Raw genomic sequence first — 24,677 nt, 5'->3', positions numbered from 1 at the left:
CGGTGATTGAATAAGATGATGGAAGGCCTAAAAGGGGATGAGAGAAGCCTGAAAGAGGATCTCTCAAATGAGACTGTGAAGTGGCAGGAGAAGGCAGAATCGCTCTTCGGCCAGCTATCCGGGGATGAGAGAATGCTGGAGAACATTTCCTCTTATCTATCCGACTCTCACCATTTTCTAAAACAGAATGATCTGATCAGAGCCTTTGAGGCGGTCATCTGGGCCTGGGCCTGGATGGAGATCGGCCTGGAAAAGAGTCTCCTGCACAGGGGCCCAGGGGAAGAGATCTCTGATCAAGATCCTCTGATAGGCAAATAGAAGGACCTCTCATGGAATACGCCAGTTCGAGCTTAAACTAACTTCAGGTTACTATTATATACTTAGACGTAGCTACATGGGCTTGAAATGAGGATTGATTACAGGACCCGCCTGGATGAGGCAGTTTCCCTGGCGGACATATTTGAGGTGGTAAAGACCTTGGTTGAAGAGAGCATGAACAAACGAAGGGGCGGCCTGATGCTGGGCATGGCGAACCTGGGAAACGATCCCCATGGCTTCCTGGGAGGCTTTTTCACCACAGGCTCCAATGTCATTGTCCTGAATAAGATACCATTGAATAGGATCATGGAGACCCGCCCTGAGCTATACAAGCCCTACGCATTCCATGTTCTTCTGCATGAGTACATACACTCCCTGGGCTACCTGGATGAGACAGAGGTGCAAGAAAAGGTCCACCAGATCACCAGAGAAGCCCTGGGCGAGGAGCACCTGGCAACGCAATTCGCCGCCAGAGCATCCGGATTCATCAAACATCTCGCCTATCCCCATGTATCATGGAAGGCGGATGATGAGGGAATCGAGCTGGTAGAGGGATTCGACCGGTCCAGCGTCTCTTATATCGCTTGAAGATCGTCCTGAGTCCCTATTCCATCCCATTGCCCGACGGCTCCCATATTCCCGCATATATTTAAGCTATCAGGACCTTCTGATATCCGATATCATGAACAGCATGAACAGATTCGATCTCATCGTCATCGGCTCGGGCGCAGGGGCACTGGTGGCTGCTCAAGCCGCTCGATCGGGAAGAAATACCGCATTGGTGGACCAGGGCCCCATGGGCGGAACCTGCCTTAACAACGGCTGCATCCCCTCGAAGACGCTCATCCATCCAGCAGACATTATCCGGAGCATCCAGGAGGCTGGGGCGGGGGGCGTCCATGCCCGAATCGAGAAGATCGATTTTCCTCTGATCATGAACCGCATGCATAAGGTGGTGGATGAGGGGCGCGCCCAAATGGAAGCGACCATCAGATCGAGGGAGAATCTGACCCACTATCCAGAAAGGGCGGAGTTCATCGACGAGTATGTCTTAAAGGTGGGATCAAGAACCCTCACTGCCCCCCAATTCGTCATCGCCAGCGGCTCTCGGTCTCGTGTTCCTCCCATCCCAGGCCTGGAAGAATCGGGATATATCGATAACGTATCGCTTCTTAATCTGAGAGAGCCTCCCCAAAGCCTGATCATAATCGGCGGAGGCTATATCGGCTGCGAGTACGGTCACTTCTTCTCCGCTGTGGGAACGGAGGTCACCATCCTGGGACGCAGCCCCCGACTTCTGAGCGGCGAGGATCCTGAGATCTCACAGCGACTGCATGAGAGCCTCTCCCGCTACTGCCGGGTGGTCACGGGCTACGAGGTCTTATCGGTGGAAAGGAATGGCGAAAAGAAGGTCGTCTCTGCCAGAGAGACAAAAGGCGGCCAGATCCAGCAGTTCGAGGGAGAGGAGGTCCTCCTTGCCGCGGGCCGGCGCTCTAACTCCGACCTTCTCCGCCCGGAGAGGACAGGAGTGGAAATCGATAGGCAAGGCTGGATCAGGGTGGACGAATATCTCCAGACCAGCAAAAAGGGCATCTGGGCTTTGGGAGATGCTATCGGAAAGCACATGTTCCGCCATACTGCCAACTATGAAGCCCGCATCGTAGCCCACAATATTCTTCTGGCTGAAAAAGAAGCAGAGCGGAAAGCGGCTGACTATCATGCCGTTCCCTATGCCGTATTCTCTCATCCGACGGTGGCGGGAGTGGGCAGGAAAGAGAGCGAGGCAAAGGCCCGAGGCTTGAAGGTGCTGGTGGGAAGGGCGAGATACACAGATTCGGCCAAGGGGGTGGCTATGGCTGAGGAGTACGGCCTGGCGAAGGTAGTTTTGGAGGAGGAGACTGGCCGAATCCTGGGGGCGAGCATAATCGGCCCAGAGGCGCCAGAGCTCATTCAGCAGGTTGTTTACCTGATGAACACCGACCGCCAGGACCTTTCCACTGTGATGAGGTCTCAGGTCATCCATCCTACCATCAATGAGGTGCTGGGGAGGGCATTCTCCGGGATCGAGCGCTCTAGAAACCGGGAGCAGCCCAAATGAGATCCTTCTCCCCCCGGCTGGCGGCCAGAGCCCTCTGGCAGATGCGGATTCGAAAGAGGCCTTATGTCCTCTCCCATGGGGTTAACGCCCGCTGCAACCTCAGATGCTCCTTCTGCCAGTACTGGAGAGAGCCCGGAGGAGAGATGACTCAGAAGGAGATCTTCAGGATGCTGGATGAGGCAAGCTCCTTTGGCATCGGGGTCTATAATGCCTGGACCGTCGAGCCCCTGCTCAGGGAGGATCTGCCCCAGATTCTGAGGCATGCTAAATCCCAGGGCCTCATCACCAGTCTGGTCACCAACGGCCTTCTGCTCGCCAAGAGGGCGGATGAGCTTGGCGACCTTGATTATCTCTCCGTCTCCGTGGACGGGATCAAGAGCTATCGGGAGCTGCGGGGAGTAGACCTGGAAAATGCCCTGGCCGGGATCAGGGCGGCAAAGAAGGCTGGCCATGAGATTCTGATCAACTGCGTGATAAGCAGCAAAAACACGGGCGAGCTGGAGGATCTGGTCCATCTGGCCGAAGAGCTGGGCACCTGGATCTCATTTGAGCCCCTGCATGAGTCCCGAGGAATTTCGGACTCGGTCTGGAAGGACCTGGGAATCCGGGATCGATCTGAATATGAGAAGGCGGTGCATAGGTTGATAGAGCTGAAAAGATCTGGTGCGCCGATCATCAACTCCCTGACCTATCTGAAGATGATATCATCACTTAAGCCCGGATTCAAATGCCATGCCAGCGACATCATCCTCCATGTAGCAGCGGATGGAAGCATCGAGAATTGCCGGGTCCATACTCAATCCCTGGCCAATGTGAAGGATGGGCTGGCGGAGGCCTGGCAGGCCTCAAGGATTGGCCGGCAGGAAGCAGTCCAGTCCTGCCCTGGCTGCCTGTTTTTCGGATATGCGGAAAACAGCCTCCTCTTCGAGTTCGTCCCCGAGGTTTTGAGGCATTATGAGTGGATGTAGCCTCATAGGGCCTGGTGGCGGAGCTGGATGATAGAAGAGTGAGGTTTATCCTCCAGCCAGTTCCTGGAGCCAGAGGGATCGGTTGGAGGGCCTCTTGATCCCCTTAAACCAGCCGCAAAAGACGGGCTTATCCGGATTGGAACCCGTAACCTTGATCGTGGCCAGCTCATCGATCCCCTGGCCACATAGCTACCAGAAGAAGAGCCTCTGGTGGCCCATGTGGGGCCAGTCGGCCCGGTACTCGATGGGCTTGAGGTTTATTGTCGAGCCGTCGGGATTTGTGGCCTGAAAAGAGAGAGCATTAGGCATTTTTTCCACATCACAGCTCTAAGCTGGCTAGTGCTTATTAATATGTGATCGATCACGTTGTATTTATTATGGATCCCAAGGAATTAGCAGCTAACTTTATAAAGGCCCGCAAAATCATTTCGGATTTATTTGATGTATCTTGGCTCGAATCCGGCACAGAAAATCAGCTTCAAAAAATATGGAAAAGGACGGATTGGGTCAATTCTGAGGCAGATTGGATCGCCTGTACGGAACTACTCATATTTGGTGATTGCCTAGAAAAATGCAAACAAATTAATGAAGATCGCACTAAATATTTTGTGGAAAAGATCAAGAGCAGCAAAGATCGCAATGAGCTAAAAGGGGCTATATTTGAGATAATTGTTGCGGGTGGATATTATAATGAAGGGCATTCCGTATTAGAATTTCCGACAAATCCTAATAATCCTGTATATGACCTGAAACTAATACAAAACGAATTTAATATATATATATATATCCATAAAAAATTATGGCCTATTTAGTCGTGTTGAGGAATTTTTCGAGAAATCCGAAATAATTAAAGAAATAATCAAGCAAAATATCCAGAATGGATGCAATACAATATTTATAATTAATGAAAAATCTTTTCCTAGCCTTTTGGATTGGCGGTCACTTCAAAAAAATTTGCCCACGTTATTAAATTTGGATTCTAAGATAACAGTTGATGATGATTGGTCGAAACAGCTAAAAGGTGGATGGTCAGTTTTTGTAAAATATTCTACTGGAAATGAGCCTGATTCTATAAAGAATGATGCCATTCCAGGCCCTATATGCTCTGACGAAATGTCATATATTCTATTCTTATTCACAAAACTTTACCAAAATGATTTGAAAACCTTATTAGAAAAAATTTTTGATAAGGCATGCGAAGATTTTGAGAATCATGGAAAGGACGATCAGAAATCGATAAATATAGTTTTCTTAAGGGTTCCAAGAGAGATAGATCTTGGATCGTGCAAAAGAGCAAGTATCGATTATTTTAAGGAAAAAGTAGATTCAAAGGTTTCAGGGATTTTTCTTTATCAACCTGAATTTGCTGGCACTATGAATGGGCTATTTAAGGGGGAAAGTTTAGCTCATTGTTACGAATTAATACTAAATCCCCATCAGATAGAAATAATTAATTTAAAAAAATTAAAATTAACTCCTAAGTTCATAGCCGGTATATGGAATAAAGGATCTACCCCAATTATGTTTGTTACAGGAAAGAACAATATTATATCAAAAGACATAGAGTACTATAAATATCAATCTGGTCATATATATTATCAACCAACAAAGGACAAGCACAATCCCGAAATGGTTAACGGTATTTTAATGGAACCGTGTAGGTCTTTAACCGAAATTGGCAAAAAAAAGCTAATGTTATTGCCGGAAAGCAACAACCTATTATTACTATGACAAACATTTTATGCTTAAATATTCGCAAGTATCCTAACTGCAGAGTCTTAATGGGATCTCTTACGGCAATAGTTAAAGATAAGATCCTGTAGGTCTCCAGAATCACTCTTCATCTCACCCAAATCTCACCCTCGACACCCTCACCCCCCTCCCGCCAATGCTGAAGGACTGATAATCCCCGGCCAGAGCCTTCTGCCAGATATGGTCAGCAAGACCTTTACCCCGACAACCCATGATCTGGCCCTGATCCTCTCCCCCACGAGCACCGTAGCCTCTCTCTGGATCCATGACTCCACCGGCGCGGCATCTACCGCCTTCCAGTCGTGTCTGTTGTCGAACTTGCGGGAGCGGTGCTGGAAATTGTGGGCCATCTCTTCGATGGTCTCGGCTCTCATCACATCGCCCTGAACATCTACGGTGTCTGGCTCAGTTATCACGCTGTAAACCAATCGCCTCTCTACATCAGCCTTGAGAATAAGGCAGCGTATCTCCTCTCCGAGCAATCCCTTATCGCATCCGCAATTTAATCCCTGGGCGAACAGGGCCTCTCTGAGCATCGAGGCTTTGCGGATGACCTCGCCCTTGTCTCCGTGCTTCAAGACGGCATGAGGATGGAGCATGGTCGGCTAGCTCTCCCAGTGACTCGCCGGCCTGCTTTCCCAAGGCCACCACCATCTACGGATTGAGCGCTGCAGCAATCTAGAAAATCTTTCCCTGAGAGAAAACCAGATCACCAATGCCTCAACGCTCCGGATCTCTGGGCCTCGAATAATTATATTTATCCAACAATCAGGTTCCTGACTATAGTAAAGGGGCGGGAGTGGTCACGATGGGTTGACATCACAGTAAAGCACCAAGGAGGCCCACCTCCTTTAGGGGGTGGGAGGAATTGGGTACACTTCCCAGTTTACTTTCGCGGTGCTCTGCATACATATTTAACATGTCAAATCAATCTCCTGCATGTACTTGGGCATCATAGGCACCCTAGCGGTAAACCGTTCGATGCTGATCCTGTACGGCTCTGCCAGACTCCTGCCCGAAAGGGTGCGGTCGAAACACGATTTGAAGCCGTCTTTGGCAGATCTGAGGCCAACGTTCCAGCAAGACTGGGACCTCTGCAGATCGTCGATGCATGTAGGCTGGCCTGGAGGTCCGGGCAGATCTCTGATTCTGAAACAGATCTGCTCAGGGCTGCTGAAAGCCCCTCTCCTTCAGGGGAGGGGTAGCTTACACTCAGCTGAACATTAACCTTACATAATATCAGGCCCTTTCTTTGATAGTGATGAAGGTCAAGAGCATACTACTGGTCTTGTTGCTGGTATCTTTCTTCGTTTATGTATCGGTCGAAGCACGAGAGCAGAAGGTGGCAATATCTGGGTCCAGCACCGTAATGCCCCTGGCAGAGATTTCGGCGGAGGAGTTCAATATGCTCCAGGATAACTACCATGTGACTGTGACCGCAGGAGGCTCGGGGGTGGGGATTGTGAACGTGGTCGAGGGCAGATCGGCGATCGCCATGACCTCTCGGGAGCTTCACCTGGTGGAGCGACAGAGATACGAGACGCCAACAGAGAAGTTTAATGTGATCACCGTGGGATACGATGCCATATGCCTGATGGTCAGCCCAGAGGTTTACGATTTTGGTGTCACCGACCTGTCCGCTGAGGAGGTGAGGAGGATCTATTCTGGCAGCATTAGCAACTGGAAAGAGCTCGGGGGGCCAGACGAGGAGATCTTCGCCATAGGAAGGAGGCCAGGCTCTGGAACTAGGGACTCCTTCGATGAGATCATAATGGGAAGTCGAGAGTATGAGACTCCCGGAGTCAGCTATGAGGCGGCTGAAAGCTCCGAGGTCAAGACGGCTATCCGGGGAAGCGACAATGCCATAGGCTATGTCGGATATAGCTATATAATGAGAGGAGACAGCAAAGTGATATCCCTTGATGGTATCCCGCCGACGATAGAAAACATAAAAAATGGAACATATCCCCTTGCCCGAGAGCTTTACTTCATCACCCTGGGCAGACCAAGTCCTGGGGCAAAGGCATTTACCGATTATGTCTTGAGTCCAGAAGGCCAGGAGATTGCGATTGAGAACGGATTCATACCGGCCTGAGATGGGACTTATGGATATACGGTGCCATTTTTTTGGCTAGCATGGTTATCAATTGGACTTTCAAGCAGAAGCAAGTGACGGCTCAGTCGCGATCCGGTCACAGAAGGCTCTGATCTCTTCTGGGCTCATTCTATTTCTTGGAATCACTTCGACCTGATATCCATCGTCTTCCAGACGGTTAATCAGATCCCTGAACTGGCTCATGGCCACTTTAATCTGTTTTGTGATATCTGGCACCTTAAGGATGACGATCTTTGCTGAAGGTATGACTGCATCCACCACATAGCCCCATCGAGTCGGGCGGTGCGTCAGTACTACTACTCCTCTTCTCTTGAGCTCTGAGATTATGCCCTCAAATTTAACCAAATCCGCTGATTCAGATGGTTTCATTTTAAACGCACCCCATTTCTTACAATTCCGCATCGAAAGAGCCGAACCTGTCGACTGAAGGCTATTGAGCGGCATGAGTATCCTTTTGCCGCTCGTCTATTTGCCCGAAAGCACCTGCCTTCAAATCAAAACGGATCGACTATTATGTGATGCTAAATCAGCTTAATATCTTCTGGATGTTTTGGCAGGTCTGTGCTTCTGATAGCACTCGCTGCAGTAAACCGGTCTGGACCCATCCGGCTTAAATGGAACCTGGGTCTGCTTGCCGCATTCTGAGCAGGTTACGTCAGTCATTTCTCTCGGACCACTATTGTAGCTGCCTCTGCTGCCGCCGGAGCTACCTCTGTTTTCATATTTTCTCTCAAACATTTAATTCACTTACCTTTTGAATCGACTCAAAAGAATCGAGACTGCTACAGAAAACATCTCAACAAATTACTTTGATAGACGAAATGCAGCAGTATAAGGAGGATGGCTGAGCATATATACTTGTTGGTAAAAAATTATGATAGCAGGCGCCTTTTCGCTGCCAAAATGCCCGGCCATCTCCGGCCGATCATCTCCTCTTGGTGATTATCGAGAGCACATCGCAATCCTGGAGCTCATGATCCAGCCCTATGGACTGGCCAGGGAACTTGGCGCTCTTTCCCCAGACCAGTGCATATCGAAATAGGTTTACGAAGTCCCTATGAAGATGCTCGCATACCGATTTCACTGTGCTTCCATCCAGGAGCACCAGAGGCTCCTCAAGATCTGCTTTGCCTCCCTTGGGCTTGAGATAGATGCGAATGAATCCCAGCGTCTCATATATATGGTCTTTTAGCTCCTCGAGGCCTTCAGTGGTGGCGCAGGATATGGGCAGATAGTCCCTGCCCAGGTCTTCCTCGATCTTGTCCTCGATCCCACCGTAGCGCAGGTCGAACTTGTTTATAGCCACCAGAGAGGGAATATAGACCCTGTTCCCAGCCAGGAAGTCGACCAGGGTGTCAGTGTCTATATCCTCTCGAACGGTTACATTGGCGTTCACAATGCCGTAGGCGCGGATGATCTCTGCGATCTCGAACTCCGTCATCCGAGTCAGGGGAACAGTGCTGCGCACTATGATGCCCCCCTTCCTTTCCTGGGTGATGTGGATGTTTGGCGGCTGCTTGTCCAGCCTTATGCCGGCCTCATAGAGCTCCCGCTCCAGGACCTTCAGATTGTAATTGAATACGTCCCCCAATAAGAGGATCATATCCGCGGCCCGGGCGGCAGTGATCACCTCTCTGCCCCTGCCCTTTCCCCGCGCCGCTCCCTTGATGATCCCTGGCATATCCAGGATCTGGATCTCGGCGCCTTTGTGCTTCATCACCCCAGGAATGACCTCGAGGGTGGTGAACTGATAGGCTGCCACCTCGGACTTGGATCCGGTCAGATAATTGAGCAGGCTGGATTTGCCTACGGACGGGAACCCCACCAGGGCCACCGTGGCATCGCCTGATTTTTTGATATAGTATCTTCTGCCCCCTCCGCCGCCCTTGATCTTCTGAAGCTCCTGCTGGGCCCTCAGCTTCGCTATTTTGGCCTTAATCTTGCCCAGATGATGCTCGGTGGCCTTGTTCTTCTGAGTGTTGAAGATCTCCTCTTCCAGCGCCTTGATCTGCTCCTCGATGGTTGCCATTTTGTATTTCCTCTTGGTGGGCAGGACAGCCAAATGAGCCTTCCAGCCATCAAATAGAAGTGTGATGCGCCACTTTCCCAAGAGCAATAGGGCTCCTCCTTTAAAAGCTATGGGATGGGTGGCAATTAGAAGAACTTTGAGGCCAAAGAGTGCCTCATCTCGCACATCGTCTGTGCATGGCATGACTGGCAGGGGGAGCCTTCCGGCCTGTCGGGAAGCTGGCCGTTTTTGATAAGGCGAACTCGATCACGAATGCGCAGCACCCGGGCTTTGTCTGTGCTGCGGACGGGCACCCTTCGCACCATGCCCAGGCTTGGATACTCCACCTGTCCCCAATCCACCTTTATATTCTCCTTCTCTCCTAAAAGGAGTGAATAGCCGGCCAGCATGAGACGATCTCTCTTCCAGATTCCGTTCTCTGGCGGCCGGCCGGTGCGGATGATCGAGGGCGTATCTCCTGGAGCCAGCCTATCCAGCCTGCCGGAGAGACCCAGCTTCTCCGAATAGAGCTCTACCTCTGCCTCAAAGGGGATGAGCTGGTCCATCCAGCCTTTAAGACCGTTGACCATCGATCCAATCTCCTCATCCGCCTCATTCAAGGCGGCCTGAAGCTCGCCTGGCTCCAGATCGTAGATCAGGGGCAGTTCCACCTCCAGCCTTCCGAGAGCCTCTCTTAGCTGGCCTTCCAGATCGTCCTTCTGCAGCAATGAGAGAGCGAGGCTGCGCATCAGGATTTGCTTCGCACTGCTGAATCTCGGCAGCTTGCCCAGGGAATCGAAGTAGACGAGCCTGGGGCAGCGCAGGTAAAGGCTGATGTCTGAGATCCGTACGGTCTGGTGCATCAATCTAGCATCTGTTCTCAGTCTTTAAAAAATTTTGTATTTGTACTTGCAGGGTTTCAGGAGCCCTCTGCTCTTAAAATTTTCTCAGATGGCGTCCCAGGAGGCTCAAAGTAGAAGGTCTCGTCGTCTCTAATTGGTAGAATGCAGCCGGTCTTCTGTCCAGATTCTGCTCGATGCCGGATAGCCATCTATGAGTGTCCCTTCTCTGTTGAGCATCTCTCTCCAGCCATCTCAATGCATCCATGGCATCGAACGCCTGCGTCCTGATATCAGGGGTATAGGTCTGCCTCAGATGATCGTCCAGAATGCGGAGCGTGGAAGGTGGAGTTGCAGCAGCGACTGCCAGGGGGCGCCTGTTCAATTGATCAGAAGTGCGCTGCAGCCATCTCCTGGTATCCTGCCTTTCTTGAGCCTCTTGCTCCAACTTCTTTAGAGCGTCTATGGCGTCAAATGTTGGCATCCTGGTGGGTGGATTGGGTGTCCTCATAAGCTGCTGATTCAGGAGGTGGAGCTGAGAGAGATGCGCTGCCGGAGGTGGTGAGAAAATCTTGGTTAGGTGCTGGTCCAAGATACGAAGCTGCGAGGGCTGGGAAAAGGTATCTCCCCTTTTCGGCTGGTTGATATCGAAGGCATAGGGAGGACGGAGACTCTCTGGAACCCCAATTTTGGTAGGCACGTTGATGGTCTGTCCAGGTCGCAGAGTCTTGAAGTTGATGGCGGGGTTGAGCTTCTTTACATCTTCCGTGAATCGCTTTCTATCGCTGTAACCGTAATCCTCCGCTAAATACCAAACTCTATCTCCGGGCCTGATTTTATGAGCGGTGTAATGAGAGGCATCAGTCTCTACATTGGGTATGCGCTGGTAAGGCACGAATACGTGCTCAGGCTCGGAGAAGTCCCTCCAAATCATTTGCTCGACTAAATCTTGTTTGCGGCGGTACTGGGCCTGGTTACGACCGGATATATTGCAGTCGCATCCGCTGCATCCTGCGAGACTGCCAGGATTGAACGTGCCCATGGCATATTGCATCATATAACGAGCACCAGCTAAAGGTTTATCCGGAGATTCCAGTCTGCTCTCTTTTATCCAGGAATAGGTTTGGTCGCTTAAATCGAGCGTGCCGTCTCGCAGCAGGCCGCTAATGCTGTAAATAACAGGATCCTTGTAGCTCATCTTTTCTCGCCAGAGACTCTCTGCTGTATGGCTTCCACAGGATAGCACTGCCAGGGAACGGAGATTCCTGCCAGACTTGGGGAGTGTAAAGATATTCATGATAGTGGGTTTCTGCCACGGCTCGGCAGGTGCCGCCCATGGGTACCCTGTGTTGGGATCTCCATGTGAGGACCAAATGATTCCTGCAGTTCGTTCATCCTTCCATATCTTGAGGAATTCTTCTTTGGAGCATTTCTTCTTCTCAATTAGCTCAAAAGGCCTATCCGAAAGCGGATTTCTAAATCCTAATATATATCCAGGAGCCTCGGCTTTGAAGATGCTCTTCAGCTTCTCGAAATAGATTCGGGATATATCCTGCTCCGGGCTGGTGAGGTAGCCGCTTACGAAGTAGATGTACTTGGGGATTGCTTTTTCGCTCACATCCCCTTCCTCCTCCATTCATCCTTTGGCTCTTCAAATCCAAAGCTGACAAGCGAGTTGACAATAATATCGTCTAGCAGAGCCAGGTTAAGGTCGATCTCGTCGGCCACCTCCGTCATCTCCTCCAGAGTGATTCCCGCCCTCTGGCAGAATTCAATAACATCGGGCTCAGCAAGCTCTATGGGCATGTTGGTGGTATTCTGCAGCCAATGGGCCAGAGCCAGCCTGGCCTGGTCGGATGGGATTCGGTCAAAAGAGAACTGCTCGCTGAGATGGTTCAGAATCTGCTGACCGTATTGGCGCAGGCAGCGCTGGACCTTTCCATTGTGCCTCTCAGCCAGGACCCGGGCGGCCTGAGCTATGGTCAGAGTTGCATCCTGAGACTGATCCGGAGTCATGCCCATCCTTTCCAACAGGGTATGCATCAGGATCATATCGGGATGCTCCAGGTTATTCCCTTTCTCTGCCATTGCCCCGGCCAGAGAGCTTATCTCCAGCAGGTTGAGGTCGGCCAGCATCTGCGTCATGGCCCTTGCTCTATCCGCCTGGATCTGAGGCTGGCCTATTCGGAATAGCAGGCAGAAGACCAACTCGTGCCAGCGTGCGGTCTCAACTGGCCACTGATAAATATTAAGCGATGGGGCGAGAGCCCTTGCATATTCTATGAGTAACTTCCTCACTGCGTCCTTTTTATCCCGATTATGGGCCTGCTTCTCTTCTGTCATCTGCTCTTCCTCCAGTAGTGCAATTTGTGCGGTTTACGGTTTAATGGGTTTAGGCTTTAATTCGAATAGCTTTTTCGATTGATCTTTTGATGATGCGCTTTACGCAGCGGATTTATAGCGATTTTTCGTTTTAGACGCTGGCAAACTGCCCCACCTGAGGGATAGGGCTTCCCATTTCATAACCAAAAGTTGCTATTGATTTCTTGACGGCTTAACTCTGGATTGAAGGTATTGGGTCAGGTTCTCCATCCTGGAGGAGTTGATCTCTGCCTGATCCTCTAAGACCATCTTGACAAGCCAGACATCTTCAGATCCCGATCCAAAGGATGAGGTTATTCCCGCCAGGATGTAGTCTCCCTGCCGATTCTGAATAGCATAGCTTCCGAGATCATCCCCTTTACCACCGAGAACCCTTCTCCATTCCTCCAGTCCGGCAGAGTTGGTCTTTATGATCAGAGCATCTCTTCCCGAATCAGCATTATCGATCCTCCCGCCGATGACAAATCCGCCATCGATTGTCTGCTGCAAAGAGGTGCCTGAGCTTCCCAGGTACGATCTCTCCCAGATCTTCCGGCCTAGCTGATCCAGCCGGATAAGAATGATCTTCTCCTCCTCCAGGCCTGACTCCGACCTGCCCACCAGGGCGTAACCATTGGCCAGCTCCGCCACCTGGAAGGCGACATCATCCTTATCTCCGCCATAGCTTACATTCCAGCTCATGACGCCCTGGTCATCGGTCTTCAAAAGCCAGATATCGTCCCCCCTTTTCCCCAGGGATGCCGTCCTGCCGGCCACAATGAAGCCGCCATCCTGGCTTTGCAGTACAGACAATCCCACATCCTCATCTGCCCCTCCATAGCATCTATCCCATAGCAGATTCCCGTTGCTGTCGGTACGGATGAGCCAGAGGTCCTTTCTACCAATGCTCTTTGATTGGGTATAGCCGGTTGCGATATATCCCCCATCATCGGTTTCATCCACTGACCAGCCACCATCGCCTGAAGAGTGCACAAAACCGCCAAAGGTCTTATCCCAGAGCAGGCTTCCATTCCCGTCCATCCTGATGAGCCACAGCCGCTCCTCGCCCAAGCCAAAGGAGTTGGTGCTTCCGGCGATGATGTAGCCGCTATCTGCGGTCTCCCGGACAAAATAGCCTACGTCCTCGCCCGATCCACCCATAATCCTGCTCCAAAGGGGGTTTCCATCTGGATCGACTCTTACCAGCCATAGGTCGCTTCCCTCTCCCCTGGTTGCCGTATGGCCCACGAGGATGTAACCGCCGTCATTGGTCTCCTGGACTGACCAGGCACCATCGCCATACCTTCCTCCGTAGGTCCTGTTCCATTCCTCTGTCAGTCCCTCACCATAAAGAGAGGCTGCGGCGGGAGAGATATGATAAAAAGAGATGAGGAAGACGAAGAGAAGCGATGCCAGGAGTGGCAACACCAGTAGAATTGACTGAAGTCGACGAGATGCAGTCCCCAGGCGGATATTGGTCTTTTTCATGGTGTCTTGGCCGCCTCTAGATTCCTATATCCTGGAATTTTACTGCCTTTTCCATAGAGAAGCTCCCGCTAAGGAAGGTGCTGGAGTCGATGTTGTTCTTGCCCATCTGGTGCTGGGAGGACTTGATTCCATAGTAGCCATCGAACTTAGCATTGCTGCTGGAACCTATGCCTTGATTTCCAGTTGAACCACCCGGGACCGGGATCGATGAGTTCAGCCTAGATTGATTGCCAGCGAATGCTTCAGTGGCAGATCCATTGGTAGCTGATGAGCTGATTGATGCATTAGTGGCTGTGAAGTTTAGTGCTGATATGTTAGCAATTGAAGAGTTGAGGACCGATGTGCCAGCTACAGAATGATTCGTGCCAGGCAATTCCGGATTGAGTGGATTTGATCCCTTCAAACCAGAGCTGATAGAATCGCCATTGCTACCCTTTCCCTCACCGTCTGATTGGCTCTTGGACATCATATCAACTAGGGCTCCGGCCATCCTCTCCTCCAGCCTCTTCGTGTCTAAACTCATGATCGACAATCTGGAGCTCTCATATCCAGCAAGGCCGTCTTGGCCATCTTCGTTCTGGGAAGGAGAAGACAATACAGGAAAGACAATTGTCAATATTATCATGATCAAGACTGCAATTTCCGCTTTCATTACCCTCACCATCAATGCTACAGAATAAGGATGTCATCAATACAATTTCAACTTTTCTATACAAGAGAGTCTTTTGCAATGGTTTCTCCCCTATTTCTTCCGTGCTATGGATAGCATTTATCTGTTCCCAGTGGAATCATGCCTCTGTGTACCTGGATTATTTGCCCTATGAGTCTCTCCGGCCTCACCAGGACAGGATGCTGGACGCAGTCTATGATGTGGTGAGCAGAGGAAATCAGGGCATTCTGATGATAGATGCTCCCACCGGCACTGGAAAGACGAGCTGCATCAGCGCTGCTCTGGCCGCCGCTCCGGGAAAGATCGTGGTAGCGGTGAGAACCGTCTCTCAGATCGATATCTACATCGATGAGATCAATCGAATTTGGTCCAAGACCCGCCACAAGCCGGAGATCGCCTATATGGTGGGAAAGCAGAGGATCTGCCCTCTGGAGGGCGAGTTCCGAGCAGAGAGCGTCTATGCCGGCTGCTTGAGGCTTAGAGAGTGGACGAAAAACTATGTCTCCTCGAAGATCGGCAAGGGCAATGCAGCCATCTACGATCCTCATGCAGATAGCATTCCCGAGGAGGAGCCTGGCTATAGGACGTTCTGCCCGTACTACCTGCGAAGCAGAGAAGGCTTTGAGATAAATGGATCTGTCCATTTCCGCCGATCCGCCAGGGCCCTGGATGTGGTAGAGGGCTTGAAAAAGAGGGTAACCGCACCCTCGGGGCTTATGGACTCCTGCCAGGGCATCTGCCCCTATGAGATCATGAGCCTTTACGCCAAGAACAGCGATATAGTGATCATGAACTACTCTCACCTCTTCAGTCCTGACTTCCAGGACATCATCTTCCAGTGGCTGGAGATGGACTCGGAGAAGGTCACCCTGATCATAGATGAGGCCCATAACCTGGGAGATGCGGTAAGAGCAATGAACTCACGCCACCTCACCCAAAGGATGATAGATCTTGCCGAGACCGAGGTGGAGAAGTTCGAGGGCACCTTGGGGCAGGCCAGGCTGGAGGAGACGAGAGAGGAAGCCTCCTGGAGGAGAGAGGGAATCAGGATCATACGACAGCTCCTTCCCAGGCTCCGGAGGTTCCTTCAGAGCCGGCTGGATAGAATGCCTGAGGGCGAGGCCCTGATGGATGCCGATCTGTTTCGCGCCTTCCTCTACGATGGGATCGATGACATCGAAGACGCGTTATCATATTTCTCAGATGTTGCAGTGGCAGTCGCCGATCTGAACCTGGCGGAAGGAGATAGGGAGAACCTGCAGGGGGATATTCAGCCCAGCCTCGCCCTGGTGCTGCTCTTTCTCAGAGACATGGAGACGGCGGAGACCGATATCGCTCTTCAGAGGAAGATCGTGGTCACCGGTGTGGGAAAAAGGAAGCTCGTCCGGCTGGAGGTCAATAACATCGATCCGGCGGCCAACATCCGGCGGATTACAGACAACGTCAATGCCACTATCATGCTCTCCGGCACCTTCTCCCCCCTGGAGGCTTATGAGCTCTACTGTCTGGGAGAGGAGGGCAGAGCAGAGAAGCTCAGCCTGCCCAACCCCTTCCCCAAGGAAAACCGCCTCCTCCTGGTGGCTAAAAAGGCCACGACCCAGCTGGAGCAGAGGGAGGATATGGACAATAGGGAGGAGATATCGGGGCACATAAGATCACTGATCGAGTGCGTCCCGGGAAATGTGGCGGTGTTTTTCACCTCTTATCCCATGATGAACAATTACCGGGACGTCTGTCTCTCATCCTCAAGGAAGGTTGGAAAGAAGCTCTGTGTTGAGCCCCGCAGCGCAGACCAGGTCCCTGAGCTTCTGGATCTGTTCTTCTCTTTAGGGGCCAGGGGCGGGGGGGTTCTGACCGGGGTGTGCGGTGGAAAGCTGGCAGAGGGGATCGACTATAAAGGCGAGGCCCTGAAAGGAGTGGCAGTGGTAGGGCTGCCTTTGTCGGCATACGACGAGATCCAAAAGGAGATCAACAGCTACTATACCATGAAATATGGCAAGATCAAAGGTATGCTCATCGCCTACACTTTGCCTGCGATAAACCGGGGGCTGCAAGCTGCAGGAAGGGTTATCCGGGCGGAATCCGAAAGGGGCGTCCTGCTGTTCTGCGACCGCCGGTTTGGATATGACGATCTCGGGGGAGTTAATCAGTTCCTTCCAGGCTGGGTGAGGGAGGAGTTGATTTTGGTGGATGCCAGAGAAGGAGGGGAATTGATCCAAGAGAAGATCGCGAAATGGCAGATGGATAATTATTCCGGAGGCAATCCAGAAAGAGACTCTGAAATCCTCCCTGCAGGCGATTTGAAGGGCGCTGCCCAGAAGAGAAGAGCTCAGGAGAGCGGCAGGAAGGGAGATGAATCCTCTTCGGCCAAGAGGGCAAGGCCGCGAAGGGGAGGCAAGAGGGATCTGAGGGAGTTGGCAAGATCTCTAGGCCTGGGGGATCCCGGTTCCAAGAGAAGCTGATACCAAGAGACCCAGCCCATGTGGAGGGATGAATCGGAGAATCTAGCCGATCTTTTCTGTCTCCAGCACCCGCAGGGGAATGGTGCCCAGGGCCTTTCCAACCGTTGATTTTGCGATCCTTCCTGCATGCTCCTCGCTCTCTGCATTGAAGATCTTGATCTCAAATAATAGCGCCACCAGTGCCATGCTGGCGACGAGGAAGACGCCGTCTAAGGGCTCATTGCATTCCGGGCAATCCCATTGGCCCACCTCTACCTCAACAAAGTCCATCTTTCTCTGGTTCAATCTCTTTCCCGCTTCAGAGATGGCCACACCGATAGCATCATTCTCGGTCTTGACATCTCTGACCAGCCAGGCACCCTCCAGCAAGACATTGAAATTCGGCATTGCTCAAATGCTAGGAGGATGTATGATATCTACTTTTTCCGCCAGAAATTTTCTTTCTATACTACTTATAAAATCATGTTGCCATTCTCAATAATATACCGCTTATAAAGAATCGTAATGCTATATATTTTGCGAATACATTATCATTACGGACGGATATGTTGTTATATTAGAAAGCTGAAATATAGAACCTGAGTGGAGTTGGAATGGTTGGTCAAGGTCTTGTTCATTATAGAGGTTGATATCTGATAAATGGCTCTTCGCTGAATTATTTGGGTGAGTTCAGGCAGAGAATATGGCTTCTGTTCCTCTGTGTCTCTGTGGTTGGGTCAGAGCATCGCGATTCACCACAGAGGCACCGAGACACAGAGAACCAGCGATTCAAGTTCACCCATACAAAATAACGAGGAGCCTGATATATCATCTTAAATCTGATCCAAGCCGGATTCCTTGCCATCCCCCGTTCAGCTATACAGACGGGCGAATTGCACTCTGGATGATGATGATATTGACTGCTCCACATTGATGATGCCATCATTCAATGGAAGACGAAGATGAATAACGCAGCCGAGACGGCAATTGTCGCTACTGACAATTCGGAGAGCCATGCGGGCGAGCCGCCAGATTCATCCGAGCGGCGCGCATCCAGGCGGGTCTTTCCATTTCGCTATTCATTGGCCATCGCAAGCTCAATTGTCATTTGTTATGCCCTGGTGATGTTCATCTTGAGGGATGATCCAGAGGCGACAGTTGCTTTCACAGACCTGGCGCTCATCCCAATAAACGGCATGGCTGCATTAGCCCTGCTTTATGCGGCTGCTTCTTCTTATCAGCAGAGAAAAAAAGTATATCTGACCTGGCTGATCCTCTCTTTAGCGACATTTAGCTTCACCATGGGGGATGTTATTTGGGCTTATGAAGAGACCATTCTCAAGGTCGACCCATTTTTTTCCATCTCAAACGTCTTCTTTCTGGCATACTATCCTCTATTTCTATGGGGGATCTTCGTCCTCCCCTCTTTGGAATTATCCTTAAAAGAGAGATTCAAGATGGCCCTGGATTTCGGAATAGTAATGTTTGCCGGGATAATCATATTCTGGAACTACATAATCAGTCCAGTTGTTCAGGAATCAGCAAACTACGACCTTTTCACATTGCTAATCTATATCATTTATCCTCTAGGGGATCTGATCTTGCTCTTCTCTGTCCTGGAGCTTCTCTTCAGGAAGATTCGGGGCAATGAACAGACCTCATTGCTCCTTCTTGCTGCCGGAATGATCGGTCTGATTATAACCGATTCCATATTTCTACATTTGTCATGGTCTGATTCCTATGCAGCAGGAGGTCTTCTCGATCTGGGCTGGCCATTATCCTATGCACTGGTAGGTCTTGCGGGCATGTCTCAGGCGGATGTTGTATCAAAGAAGAATTCCTTCAAGATACCTGAATTCGGGGAATTCCGCTCAGGAGGGCTGACCTGGCCACTCTACCTTCCATATTTATTCGCAGCGGGAGCATTTGCTCTGCTGGTCTGGAGCTATGAAAATCCGATTGGCCTTTCCTTCGCCAGCTTATCCTGGGCAGTGGGGATGATAATCGGCCTGGTCATACTGCGACAGATACTTGTTCTGAACGAAAATGTCAGCCTTTATAAAAAAGCTCAGAAGGATATTCAGGAGAAAGAGCTGGCCAGGGCCGAGGTCATCCGCCTCAACGAAGAGCTTGAAGAAAGGGTGGCCCGGCGAACCAAGCAGCTGGAGGATACCAATAGAGATCTGAATTGTGAAGTGCAAGAGAGAATACAAGCGGAAGCAGCCATGAGGGACTCGGAGCGCAGGATGGCGGATATCATAAACTTCCTCCCGGATGCTACCTTCGTCATCAATAAAGAAGGAGTGGTAATTGCCTGGAACCGGGCCATAGAAATGATGACCCAAGTCAAGGCAGAGGATATTTTGGGAAAGGGCGAATATGAGTACTCTCTGCCCTTTTATAAAAAGCGAAGGCCAATTCTGATTGACCTGGTCACAAATCAGGATCTTGATGTAAAGGGCTGCTATGAAGAGCTCAAGTGGCACGAGGATGGCAGCCTGGCTGGCGTTAGCTTCATCTCAAACCTCAATGGAAAGTTGACCTATCTGCAGGGTAGTGCAGCGGTTCTGTACGATTCAGAGGGTAATATCTATGGAGCAATCGAGTCCATTCGCGATATCACTGACCAGAAGATGGTGGAGGAGGACCTCAAGAACTCCAAAGAGAGAGCCGAATTAGCCACAAGGTCGAAATCCAATTTCCTGGCCAATATGAGCCATGAGATCAGAACGCCAATGAATGCCGTCGTTGGCATGACCGGCCTGCTCCTGGAGACCGATTTGAAGCCTGAACAGCGCGAATACTTGGAGACCATTCGAACCGGCGGAAACACCCTTCTCGCCATTATCAACAATATCCTGGATTACTCCAAGATCGAAGGAGAGAAGATGGAGTTGGAGATCTTACCATTTGATCTCCTGGGCTGCATAGAGGAGTCGATGGATATGGTGGCAGCGAATGCAGCGGAAAAAGGCCTTGAGATTGCGTATTTCCAGGACGATGATGTGCCCAGGTTTATATTGGGAGACCAGATCCGTCTGCGTCAGATCCTGGTCAATCTTCTGGGAAATGCCACCAAGTTCACTGAGAAGGGAGAGATCGTCTTATCCCTGAGCACAACCCCACTGGATGATGGAAGAATCGAGCTGCATTTTAAAGTTATGGATACTGGAATCGGCATCTCTCAGGAGAATCTAAGCCGTCTCTTTCAATTCTTCACCCAGGTTGATTCCTCAACCACAAGGCATTATGGCGGCACAGGTCTGGGCCTGGCCATAAGCCGCAGGCTGGTGGAGATGATGGAAGGAAGGATCTGGGTAGAGAGCGAAAAGGGAGTGGGAAGCACCTTCCATTTCACCATTCGCTGCCAATTACATCATGATGATAGCCGCTCAGAGCCTGGAGATTCGATCCTCTCCAGCAAGAGGGTGCTGATAGTAGAAGGCCACAGGTCGGTCAGAGATATGCTCGTCGGGATGGCCGGCTCCTGGGGAATGGAGGCTGTAGCTCTAGCTAGAGCTGAAGAGGCCATAGAGCTCATGACCAGAGGGACAGCGATATCAGGGACCGGGCAATTAAAGAGCAATTCATTTGATTGTGTAATTCTGGACACCGTTCTGCCGGACATGGAAGGCCTGCTTCTTGCCCGGAGGATCAAGGATTTGAGCGTTGCCTCCTTTGTGGTGATGATAAGCCATATGGGAGAGGAGGTAGTGAAGGATGATTCGCTCTCCGGATGGCTGACCAAGCCAGTGAAACCGCGTCTGCTAAAGAGGCTTCTTATCGATCTAATATCTCCGCCTAAAAGAGAGATCCAAGATTTTGAAGCTCAGTCCGTTTCATCCAAAGATATAGCCCGCGATCTGTCTATCCTTCTGGCGGAGGATAATCCCATAAACCAGAAGGTGGCGCTCATAATGCTGAGACATCTCGGCTATAAGGCCGATGTAGCCAGCAGCGGTCCTGAGGTCCTGACCAGTGTGAAGAGAAAGCATTACGACGTCATTCTCATGGATATACAGATGCCGGATATGGATGGCCTTGAGGCCACCCGGCATATTAGGGAGATGGATGGATCAGTCTCGCAACCCCATATCATAGCTATGACTGCTTACGCTCTGGAAGGTGATCGAGAGGAGTTCTTGAAAGCCGGCATGAATGGCTATCTGAGCAAACCGATCCAGTTAGGAGAGCTGAAATCAGCCTTGGAAAGTGTGAAGCCAATAGATTAGATGAAATTATGGAAAAGATGATCAATGCTGATCAGATCATTCTATCCTCTTCTCTCTCCTCTATAAAAAGCTCCGGCAATGCATTCATGTACTCTTTTATCATTATGGGAAAAGATCTGGATTCCATGAAGCGCAGACCCAACTGCTCTGCCCAGCGCTGTATCCCCAAATCTTGGGAGACGACTGCAGCATCCAGCTCCTTGGCCAGCAGCAGAACATCGATGTCGGGAGCGCTATCCAGAATGCCATAGCGAAGGGCAGCTCTGTACTTCTCCCGAAACTTCCTTATTATGCTCCCCACGACCTCCCTTTCTATCTCATCCCTCATCTCTCTCAGATCGCCCTTGCTTTCTGACAAAGCGATGCATCTGGAGACCGACTCCCATACAGCTTCCTCAGATATGTTCATACCCTTATTAATGCGGCTCCTCATGTAATCCACATATTCATAAAAGATCTTTGAAGGCACCTTGACCTTGTATCTGTCCGGAGTCTTCTTGACCAGCCAGGTATCGACCTTTCCCAGGATGCGAGAATCGCAGCTATTATGCCTGGCAAAATCCTTGATCTCATTGTAGACGGAGGGATATGGTATATAGCAGCTGATTCCCAGGTGAAGCCTGCCCTCTGAAATGCGATCCAGGATGGCGTTCATTCCTTCGCAGATGTCAGTGGCGCCCTCGCTCTCCCAGGCCATGGAGTCTGTAAGTGCAGTTGTATCCAGAACAAATCTTTGGCGCAACATTGCTGAATGTATTGGATCAAGTGATATAAGATAGCTTCCAGAAAGGCCAAAAGAAAGTGCCCCCAAAAAAGCTAATAAAGCCCTATCGCTGATTGGAGGATGTGACCCCAGTGCAACCTCTGGTCTTCACCCTGGCCAGAATTGAGAACCTGATGCATCAGGTGAGCTTCGATCCGGCGGGTATGAAGGGCAAGATCATTACCAATACCACCACGGTAAGAAAGGAGGCTCTGGATGAGACCCTGGCAGTCTTTTATGATACCATCAACAGCGGCCTGGCGGTGTCGCCGATGATCAAGGTCATAGAAGGAAAGGGGAGGATCAAAATCAAGACCGCCTGCAGCCTGACCCTTTGCGCCGTAATGCTCAAGCATGGCATACCGGTTCATCCCAAAGGAGGAGGTCTGGTGGAGGTGGTTGAGAGAGAGCCGACCAGGTTCACAGATATGCTCATGTATTGGGCTACGACCGTCGATCCCATTGATGTCCTGACCGCTCAAGGGCTGATGAATATCACTGGGATGATGCGCACCGGGAATGGCCGGATCTTAGGTAACCTTCACGAGGCACCTATGCTCGCCCGGGACAAGATCGAGGATGTGCTTGAAGCTCTGGCCCAGGCGGGATTCGCCGGGGTGCTGGAGCTGGGCCAGCCGAATATGAATGTCCTGGGAGTCTCAGTGGAGAGGGATCATGTGGGATTGGCACTGGTCGGAGGGACCAATCTTATGGCTGCAGCAAAGGAATGCCAGATAGATGTGATGCATGAGTCGATCAGCGACCTGACAGATATTTCTGAATTGAAGCATATAGAAGAGCTTCTTTAGAAAGCATTATTCTTATACCACAAGTGATCAATCCGTTTTTGTGATCGATTCCGTCAAGAACCGCGAGATTGCTGGCATTCTCTACCAAATGGCAGAGCTCCTGGAGCTGCATGCAGAGAATCGCTTCAAGATAATAGCCTACAGCAGAGCTGCAAGGGCAATCGAATCCCTAACAGAGGATATCGAGCAGGTCTGCAGGGATGGAAGGCTGGAGGGCATTCCTGGCGTTGGCAAGGCGATCGCTGAGAAGATCAAAGAGTACCTGCGCACCGGCAGGATTCAGTCTCATCAAGACCTCCTGGCGGATACACCGCAGGGCCTGGCCGAGCTTCTCCAGATCTCAGGTTTAGGCCCAAAGACGGTCTTTATGCTCCATGAGAAGCTGGATATAACCAACCTGGATGAGCTGGAGAAAGCTGCGAGGGAGCACCGTATTCGCCGGCTTCCCAGAATGGGCGTGGTGCGCGAGAAGAATATACTGAAATCCATCGAAAGGTACAGGAAGCGCAGCAATCGCATTCTCTACAGCACTGCTGAGAGCATTGTTGATGAGATCCTGACATATCTGGGAGGCATAGAGGGCCTGGAGCATGCCACTGCCGCAGGAAGCTACCGCCGACGAAAGGAAACCGTTGGAGACATCGATATTCTGGCCACTGCTGCAAGGCCAGAGGAGATCGTGGCGGCTTTTGTGAAGATGCCTTTAGTAGAGGAGGTCCTGGCCAAGGGTCCCACCAAAGCGAGCGTCATTATGAATGATACCATCCAGGTGGACCTGAGGATAGTCGAGCACCGGTCCTATGGCACCGTGCTTCAGTACTTCACCGGCTCCAAGGAGCATAATGTCAGCATGCGCCAGCTTGCTCTCGATCGCGGCTACTCATTGAGCGAGTACTCCCTCACCCGCTTGGCCAATGGCCAGGATCTGTTCTTCGATCAGGAGGAAGAGGTTTACCAGGCCCTGGGCCTGCAGTACATACCGCCTGAGCTGCGAGAGGACCGGGGAGAGATCGAGGCGGCGCTGGGAGGGAGGCTGCCCAGGCTCGTCGAGGCGAAGGATATTCGGGGAGATCTGCATGTCCATAGCATCTGGTCGGACGGCAGAGCCTCCATCATCGAGCTGGCCCAAGCCGCCCGGTCTCTGGGCTATGAGTATATCGCATTATCCGACCATTCCCCATCGGTAGGCATCGCCGGAGGGATCGGACGAGAGAAGATGGAGGAGAAGATCGAGGCGGTGGCAGAGGCAAATGATAGCCTGGAAGGGATCACCGTCCTGATGGGTGCGGAGGTGGACATAAAGGCAGACGGCAGTCTGGACTATCCCGATGATCTTCTGGAAAGGATGGATGTCGTTGTTGCCTCGGTCCATATGGCCCAGCAGCAGAAGGAGAGGACGATAACCGGAAGGCTGATCTCGGCCATAGAAAACCAGAACGTAGATATCATTGGCCACCCAACGGGAAGGATCATCAACCAGCGAGAGCCATCGGATATGGATTTTCATGCGGTTTTAGAGGCAGCGGCAAAAACCGGTACCGCTCTGGAGATCAATGCTCATCCCAGCCGCCTGGATCTGAATGATGTCAATGCCCGGGCGGCAAAGGAGATGGGAGTTCGGATGAGCATCAACTCCGATGCCCATGACGCCGGGCAACTTCTAAACATGAAATACGGGATTAACGTCGCCAGGCGAGCTTGGCTGGAAAAAAAGGACCTGATCAATGCCATGGATTTGAAGGATCTCATCCAGTTTCTTAAAAAGAAGCATTAGGAGTCTTTTAGCTCTAGATAAAAGGAAGAGATGCAGATTT

22 protein-coding genes are annotated in these 24,677 nt (G+C 51.1%); 11 read left to right on the top strand and 11 right to left on the bottom strand.

Annotated elements, in window-relative coordinates:
- Nucleotides 1-15 precede the first annotated feature (15 nt).
- The 6 genes from BP727_RS02725 (at nt 16) to BP727_RS02700 (ending at nt 5,115) form a co-directional block, all read left to right on the top strand.
- Nucleotides 16-318, top strand: a complete 303-nt coding sequence (locus BP727_RS02725) for a DUF357 domain-containing protein (RefSeq protein WP_013718435.1) — start codon at nt 16-18, stop codon at nt 316-318.
- A gap of 87 nt (nt 319-405) precedes the next feature.
- Nucleotides 406-906, top strand: a complete 501-nt coding sequence (locus BP727_RS02720) for a hypothetical protein (RefSeq protein ID WP_013718436.1) — start codon at nt 406-408, stop codon at nt 904-906.
- Nucleotides 907-1,009: 103 nt separating this feature from the next.
- On the top strand, nt 1,010-2,416 hold the full coding sequence (locus BP727_RS02715; protein WP_286857256.1) for a dihydrolipoyl dehydrogenase: 1,407 nt from the start codon (nt 1,010-1,012) through the stop codon (nt 2,414-2,416).
- On the top strand, nt 2,413-3,384 hold the full coding sequence (locus tag BP727_RS02710; RefSeq protein WP_286857254.1) for a radical SAM protein: 972 nt from the start codon (nt 2,413-2,415) through the stop codon (nt 3,382-3,384). The genes BP727_RS02715 and BP727_RS02710 overlap by 4 nt, the downstream gene beginning before the upstream one ends.
- Before the next feature lie 377 nt (nt 3,385-3,761).
- Complete coding sequence (locus BP727_RS02705; RefSeq protein WP_286857252.1) at nt 3,762-4,196, top strand: hypothetical protein; 435 nt, start codon at nt 3,762-3,764, stop codon at nt 4,194-4,196.
- Nucleotides 4,197-4,356: 160 nt separating this feature from the next.
- Nucleotides 4,357-5,115 carry a hypothetical protein gene (locus BP727_RS02700; RefSeq protein WP_273467151.1) on the top strand — a complete coding sequence of 253 codons (759 nt, stop codon included), beginning with the start codon at nt 4,357-4,359 and terminating at the stop codon, nt 5,113-5,115.
- A 140-nt stretch (nt 5,116-5,255) separates the two neighbouring features.
- Here BP727_RS02700 and BP727_RS02695 read toward each other — a convergent pair whose 3' ends face one another.
- Nucleotides 5,256-5,735 (bottom strand): XkdF-like putative serine protease domain-containing protein, encoded by a 480-nt coding sequence (locus BP727_RS02695; protein ID WP_273272216.1) that lies wholly within the window; start codon nt 5,733-5,735, stop codon nt 5,256-5,258.
- 662 nt (nt 5,736-6,397) lie between these two features.
- Between BP727_RS02695 and BP727_RS02690 the strand changes: the two genes are divergently transcribed.
- On the top strand, nt 6,398-7,231 hold the full coding sequence (locus tag BP727_RS02690; protein ID WP_273272218.1) for a phosphate ABC transporter substrate-binding protein: 834 nt from the start codon (nt 6,398-6,400) through the stop codon (nt 7,229-7,231).
- A gap of 60 nt (nt 7,232-7,291) precedes the next feature.
- On the opposite strand, the gene BP727_RS02685 is transcribed toward BP727_RS02690, so the two are convergent.
- The 8 genes from BP727_RS02685 to BP727_RS02650 form a co-directional block, all read right to left on the bottom strand.
- Nucleotides 7,292-7,621, bottom strand: a complete 330-nt coding sequence (locus BP727_RS02685) for a hypothetical protein (RefSeq protein WP_286857250.1) — start codon at nt 7,619-7,621, stop codon at nt 7,292-7,294.
- Between the two features lie 162 nt (nt 7,622-7,783).
- The gene (locus BP727_RS13550; RefSeq protein ID WP_013718442.1) at nt 7,784-7,990 is read right to left on the bottom strand and encodes a CxxC-x17-CxxC domain-containing protein; all 207 of its coding nucleotides are present in this window, start codon (nt 7,988-7,990) and stop codon (nt 7,784-7,786) included.
- A gap of 187 nt (nt 7,991-8,177) precedes the next feature.
- Entirely contained in the window at nt 8,178-9,281 is a 1,104-nt protein-coding gene (locus BP727_RS02675) for an OBG GTPase family GTP-binding protein (protein ID WP_048132806.1), read from the bottom strand.
- A 125-nt stretch (nt 9,282-9,406) separates the two neighbouring features.
- Nucleotides 9,407-10,123: a CRISPR-associated protein Cas4 gene (locus BP727_RS02670; protein ID WP_013718444.1), complete on the bottom strand. Its 717-nt coding sequence runs from the start codon at nt 10,121-10,123 to the stop codon at nt 9,407-9,409.
- 73 nt (nt 10,124-10,196) lie between these two features.
- Entirely contained in the window at nt 10,197-11,717 is a 1,521-nt protein-coding gene (locus BP727_RS02665; RefSeq protein ID WP_273272223.1) for a LysM peptidoglycan-binding domain-containing protein, read from the bottom strand.
- The gene (locus BP727_RS02660; protein WP_013718446.1) at nt 11,714-12,442 is read right to left on the bottom strand and encodes a hypothetical protein; all 729 of its coding nucleotides are present in this window, start codon (nt 12,440-12,442) and stop codon (nt 11,714-11,716) included. Before BP727_RS02660 ends, BP727_RS02665 begins: the two co-directional genes overlap by 4 nt.
- Before the next feature lie 192 nt (nt 12,443-12,634).
- Nucleotides 12,635-13,948, bottom strand: a complete 1,314-nt coding sequence (locus tag BP727_RS02655; protein WP_273278988.1) for a hypothetical protein — start codon at nt 13,946-13,948, stop codon at nt 12,635-12,637.
- A 16-nt stretch (nt 13,949-13,964) separates the two neighbouring features.
- Nucleotides 13,965-14,600: a hypothetical protein gene (locus BP727_RS02650; RefSeq protein ID WP_273278989.1), complete on the bottom strand. Its 636-nt coding sequence runs from the start codon at nt 14,598-14,600 to the stop codon at nt 13,965-13,967.
- A 146-nt stretch (nt 14,601-14,746) separates the two neighbouring features.
- Between BP727_RS02650 and BP727_RS02645 the strand changes: the two genes are divergently transcribed.
- Nucleotides 14,747-17,080 carry an ATP-dependent DNA helicase gene (locus BP727_RS02645; protein ID WP_013718449.1) on the top strand — a complete coding sequence of 778 codons (2,334 nt, stop codon included), beginning with the start codon at nt 14,747-14,749 and terminating at the stop codon, nt 17,078-17,080.
- 42 nt (nt 17,081-17,122) lie between these two features.
- Here BP727_RS02645 and BP727_RS02640 read toward each other — a convergent pair whose 3' ends face one another.
- Nucleotides 17,123-17,467 carry a DUF555 domain-containing protein gene (locus BP727_RS02640; RefSeq protein ID WP_273272230.1) on the bottom strand — a complete coding sequence of 115 codons (345 nt, stop codon included), beginning with the start codon at nt 17,465-17,467 and terminating at the stop codon, nt 17,123-17,125.
- 554 nt (nt 17,468-18,021) lie between these two features.
- Here BP727_RS02640 and BP727_RS02635 point away from each other — a divergent pair.
- The gene (locus BP727_RS02635; protein WP_286857244.1) at nt 18,022-21,291 is read left to right on the top strand and encodes a hybrid sensor histidine kinase/response regulator; all 3,270 of its coding nucleotides are present in this window, start codon (nt 18,022-18,024) and stop codon (nt 21,289-21,291) included.
- A 31-nt stretch (nt 21,292-21,322) separates the two neighbouring features.
- Here the strand turns inward: BP727_RS02635 and BP727_RS02630 are convergent, their stop codons facing one another.
- A complete protein-coding gene (locus BP727_RS02630) occupies nt 21,323-22,036 on the bottom strand; it encodes an RNA ligase partner protein (RefSeq protein WP_013718452.1) in 714 nt (237 codons plus the stop codon).
- A 101-nt stretch (nt 22,037-22,137) separates the two neighbouring features.
- On the opposite strand from BP727_RS02630, the gene BP727_RS02625 reads away from it, so the two are divergent.
- Nucleotides 22,138-22,863 (top strand): DUF128 domain-containing protein, encoded by a 726-nt coding sequence (locus tag BP727_RS02625; RefSeq protein WP_157863636.1) that lies wholly within the window; start codon nt 22,138-22,140, stop codon nt 22,861-22,863.
- Between the two features lie 40 nt (nt 22,864-22,903).
- Complete coding sequence (gene polX / locus BP727_RS02620; RefSeq protein ID WP_286857241.1) at nt 22,904-24,637, top strand: DNA polymerase/3'-5' exonuclease PolX; 1,734 nt, start codon at nt 22,904-22,906, stop codon at nt 24,635-24,637.
- Nucleotides 24,638-24,677 lie beyond the last annotated feature (40 nt).

The sequence above is a fragment of the Methanosaeta sp. UBA356 genome, assembly GCF_002496465.1.
Lineage (GTDB): Archaea > Halobacteriota > Methanosarcinia > Methanotrichales > Methanotrichaceae > Methanothrix > Methanothrix soehngenii.
The sequence above is the reverse complement of the archived record's forward strand: the minus strand, read 5'-3'. Positions and strand labels throughout refer to the sequence as shown.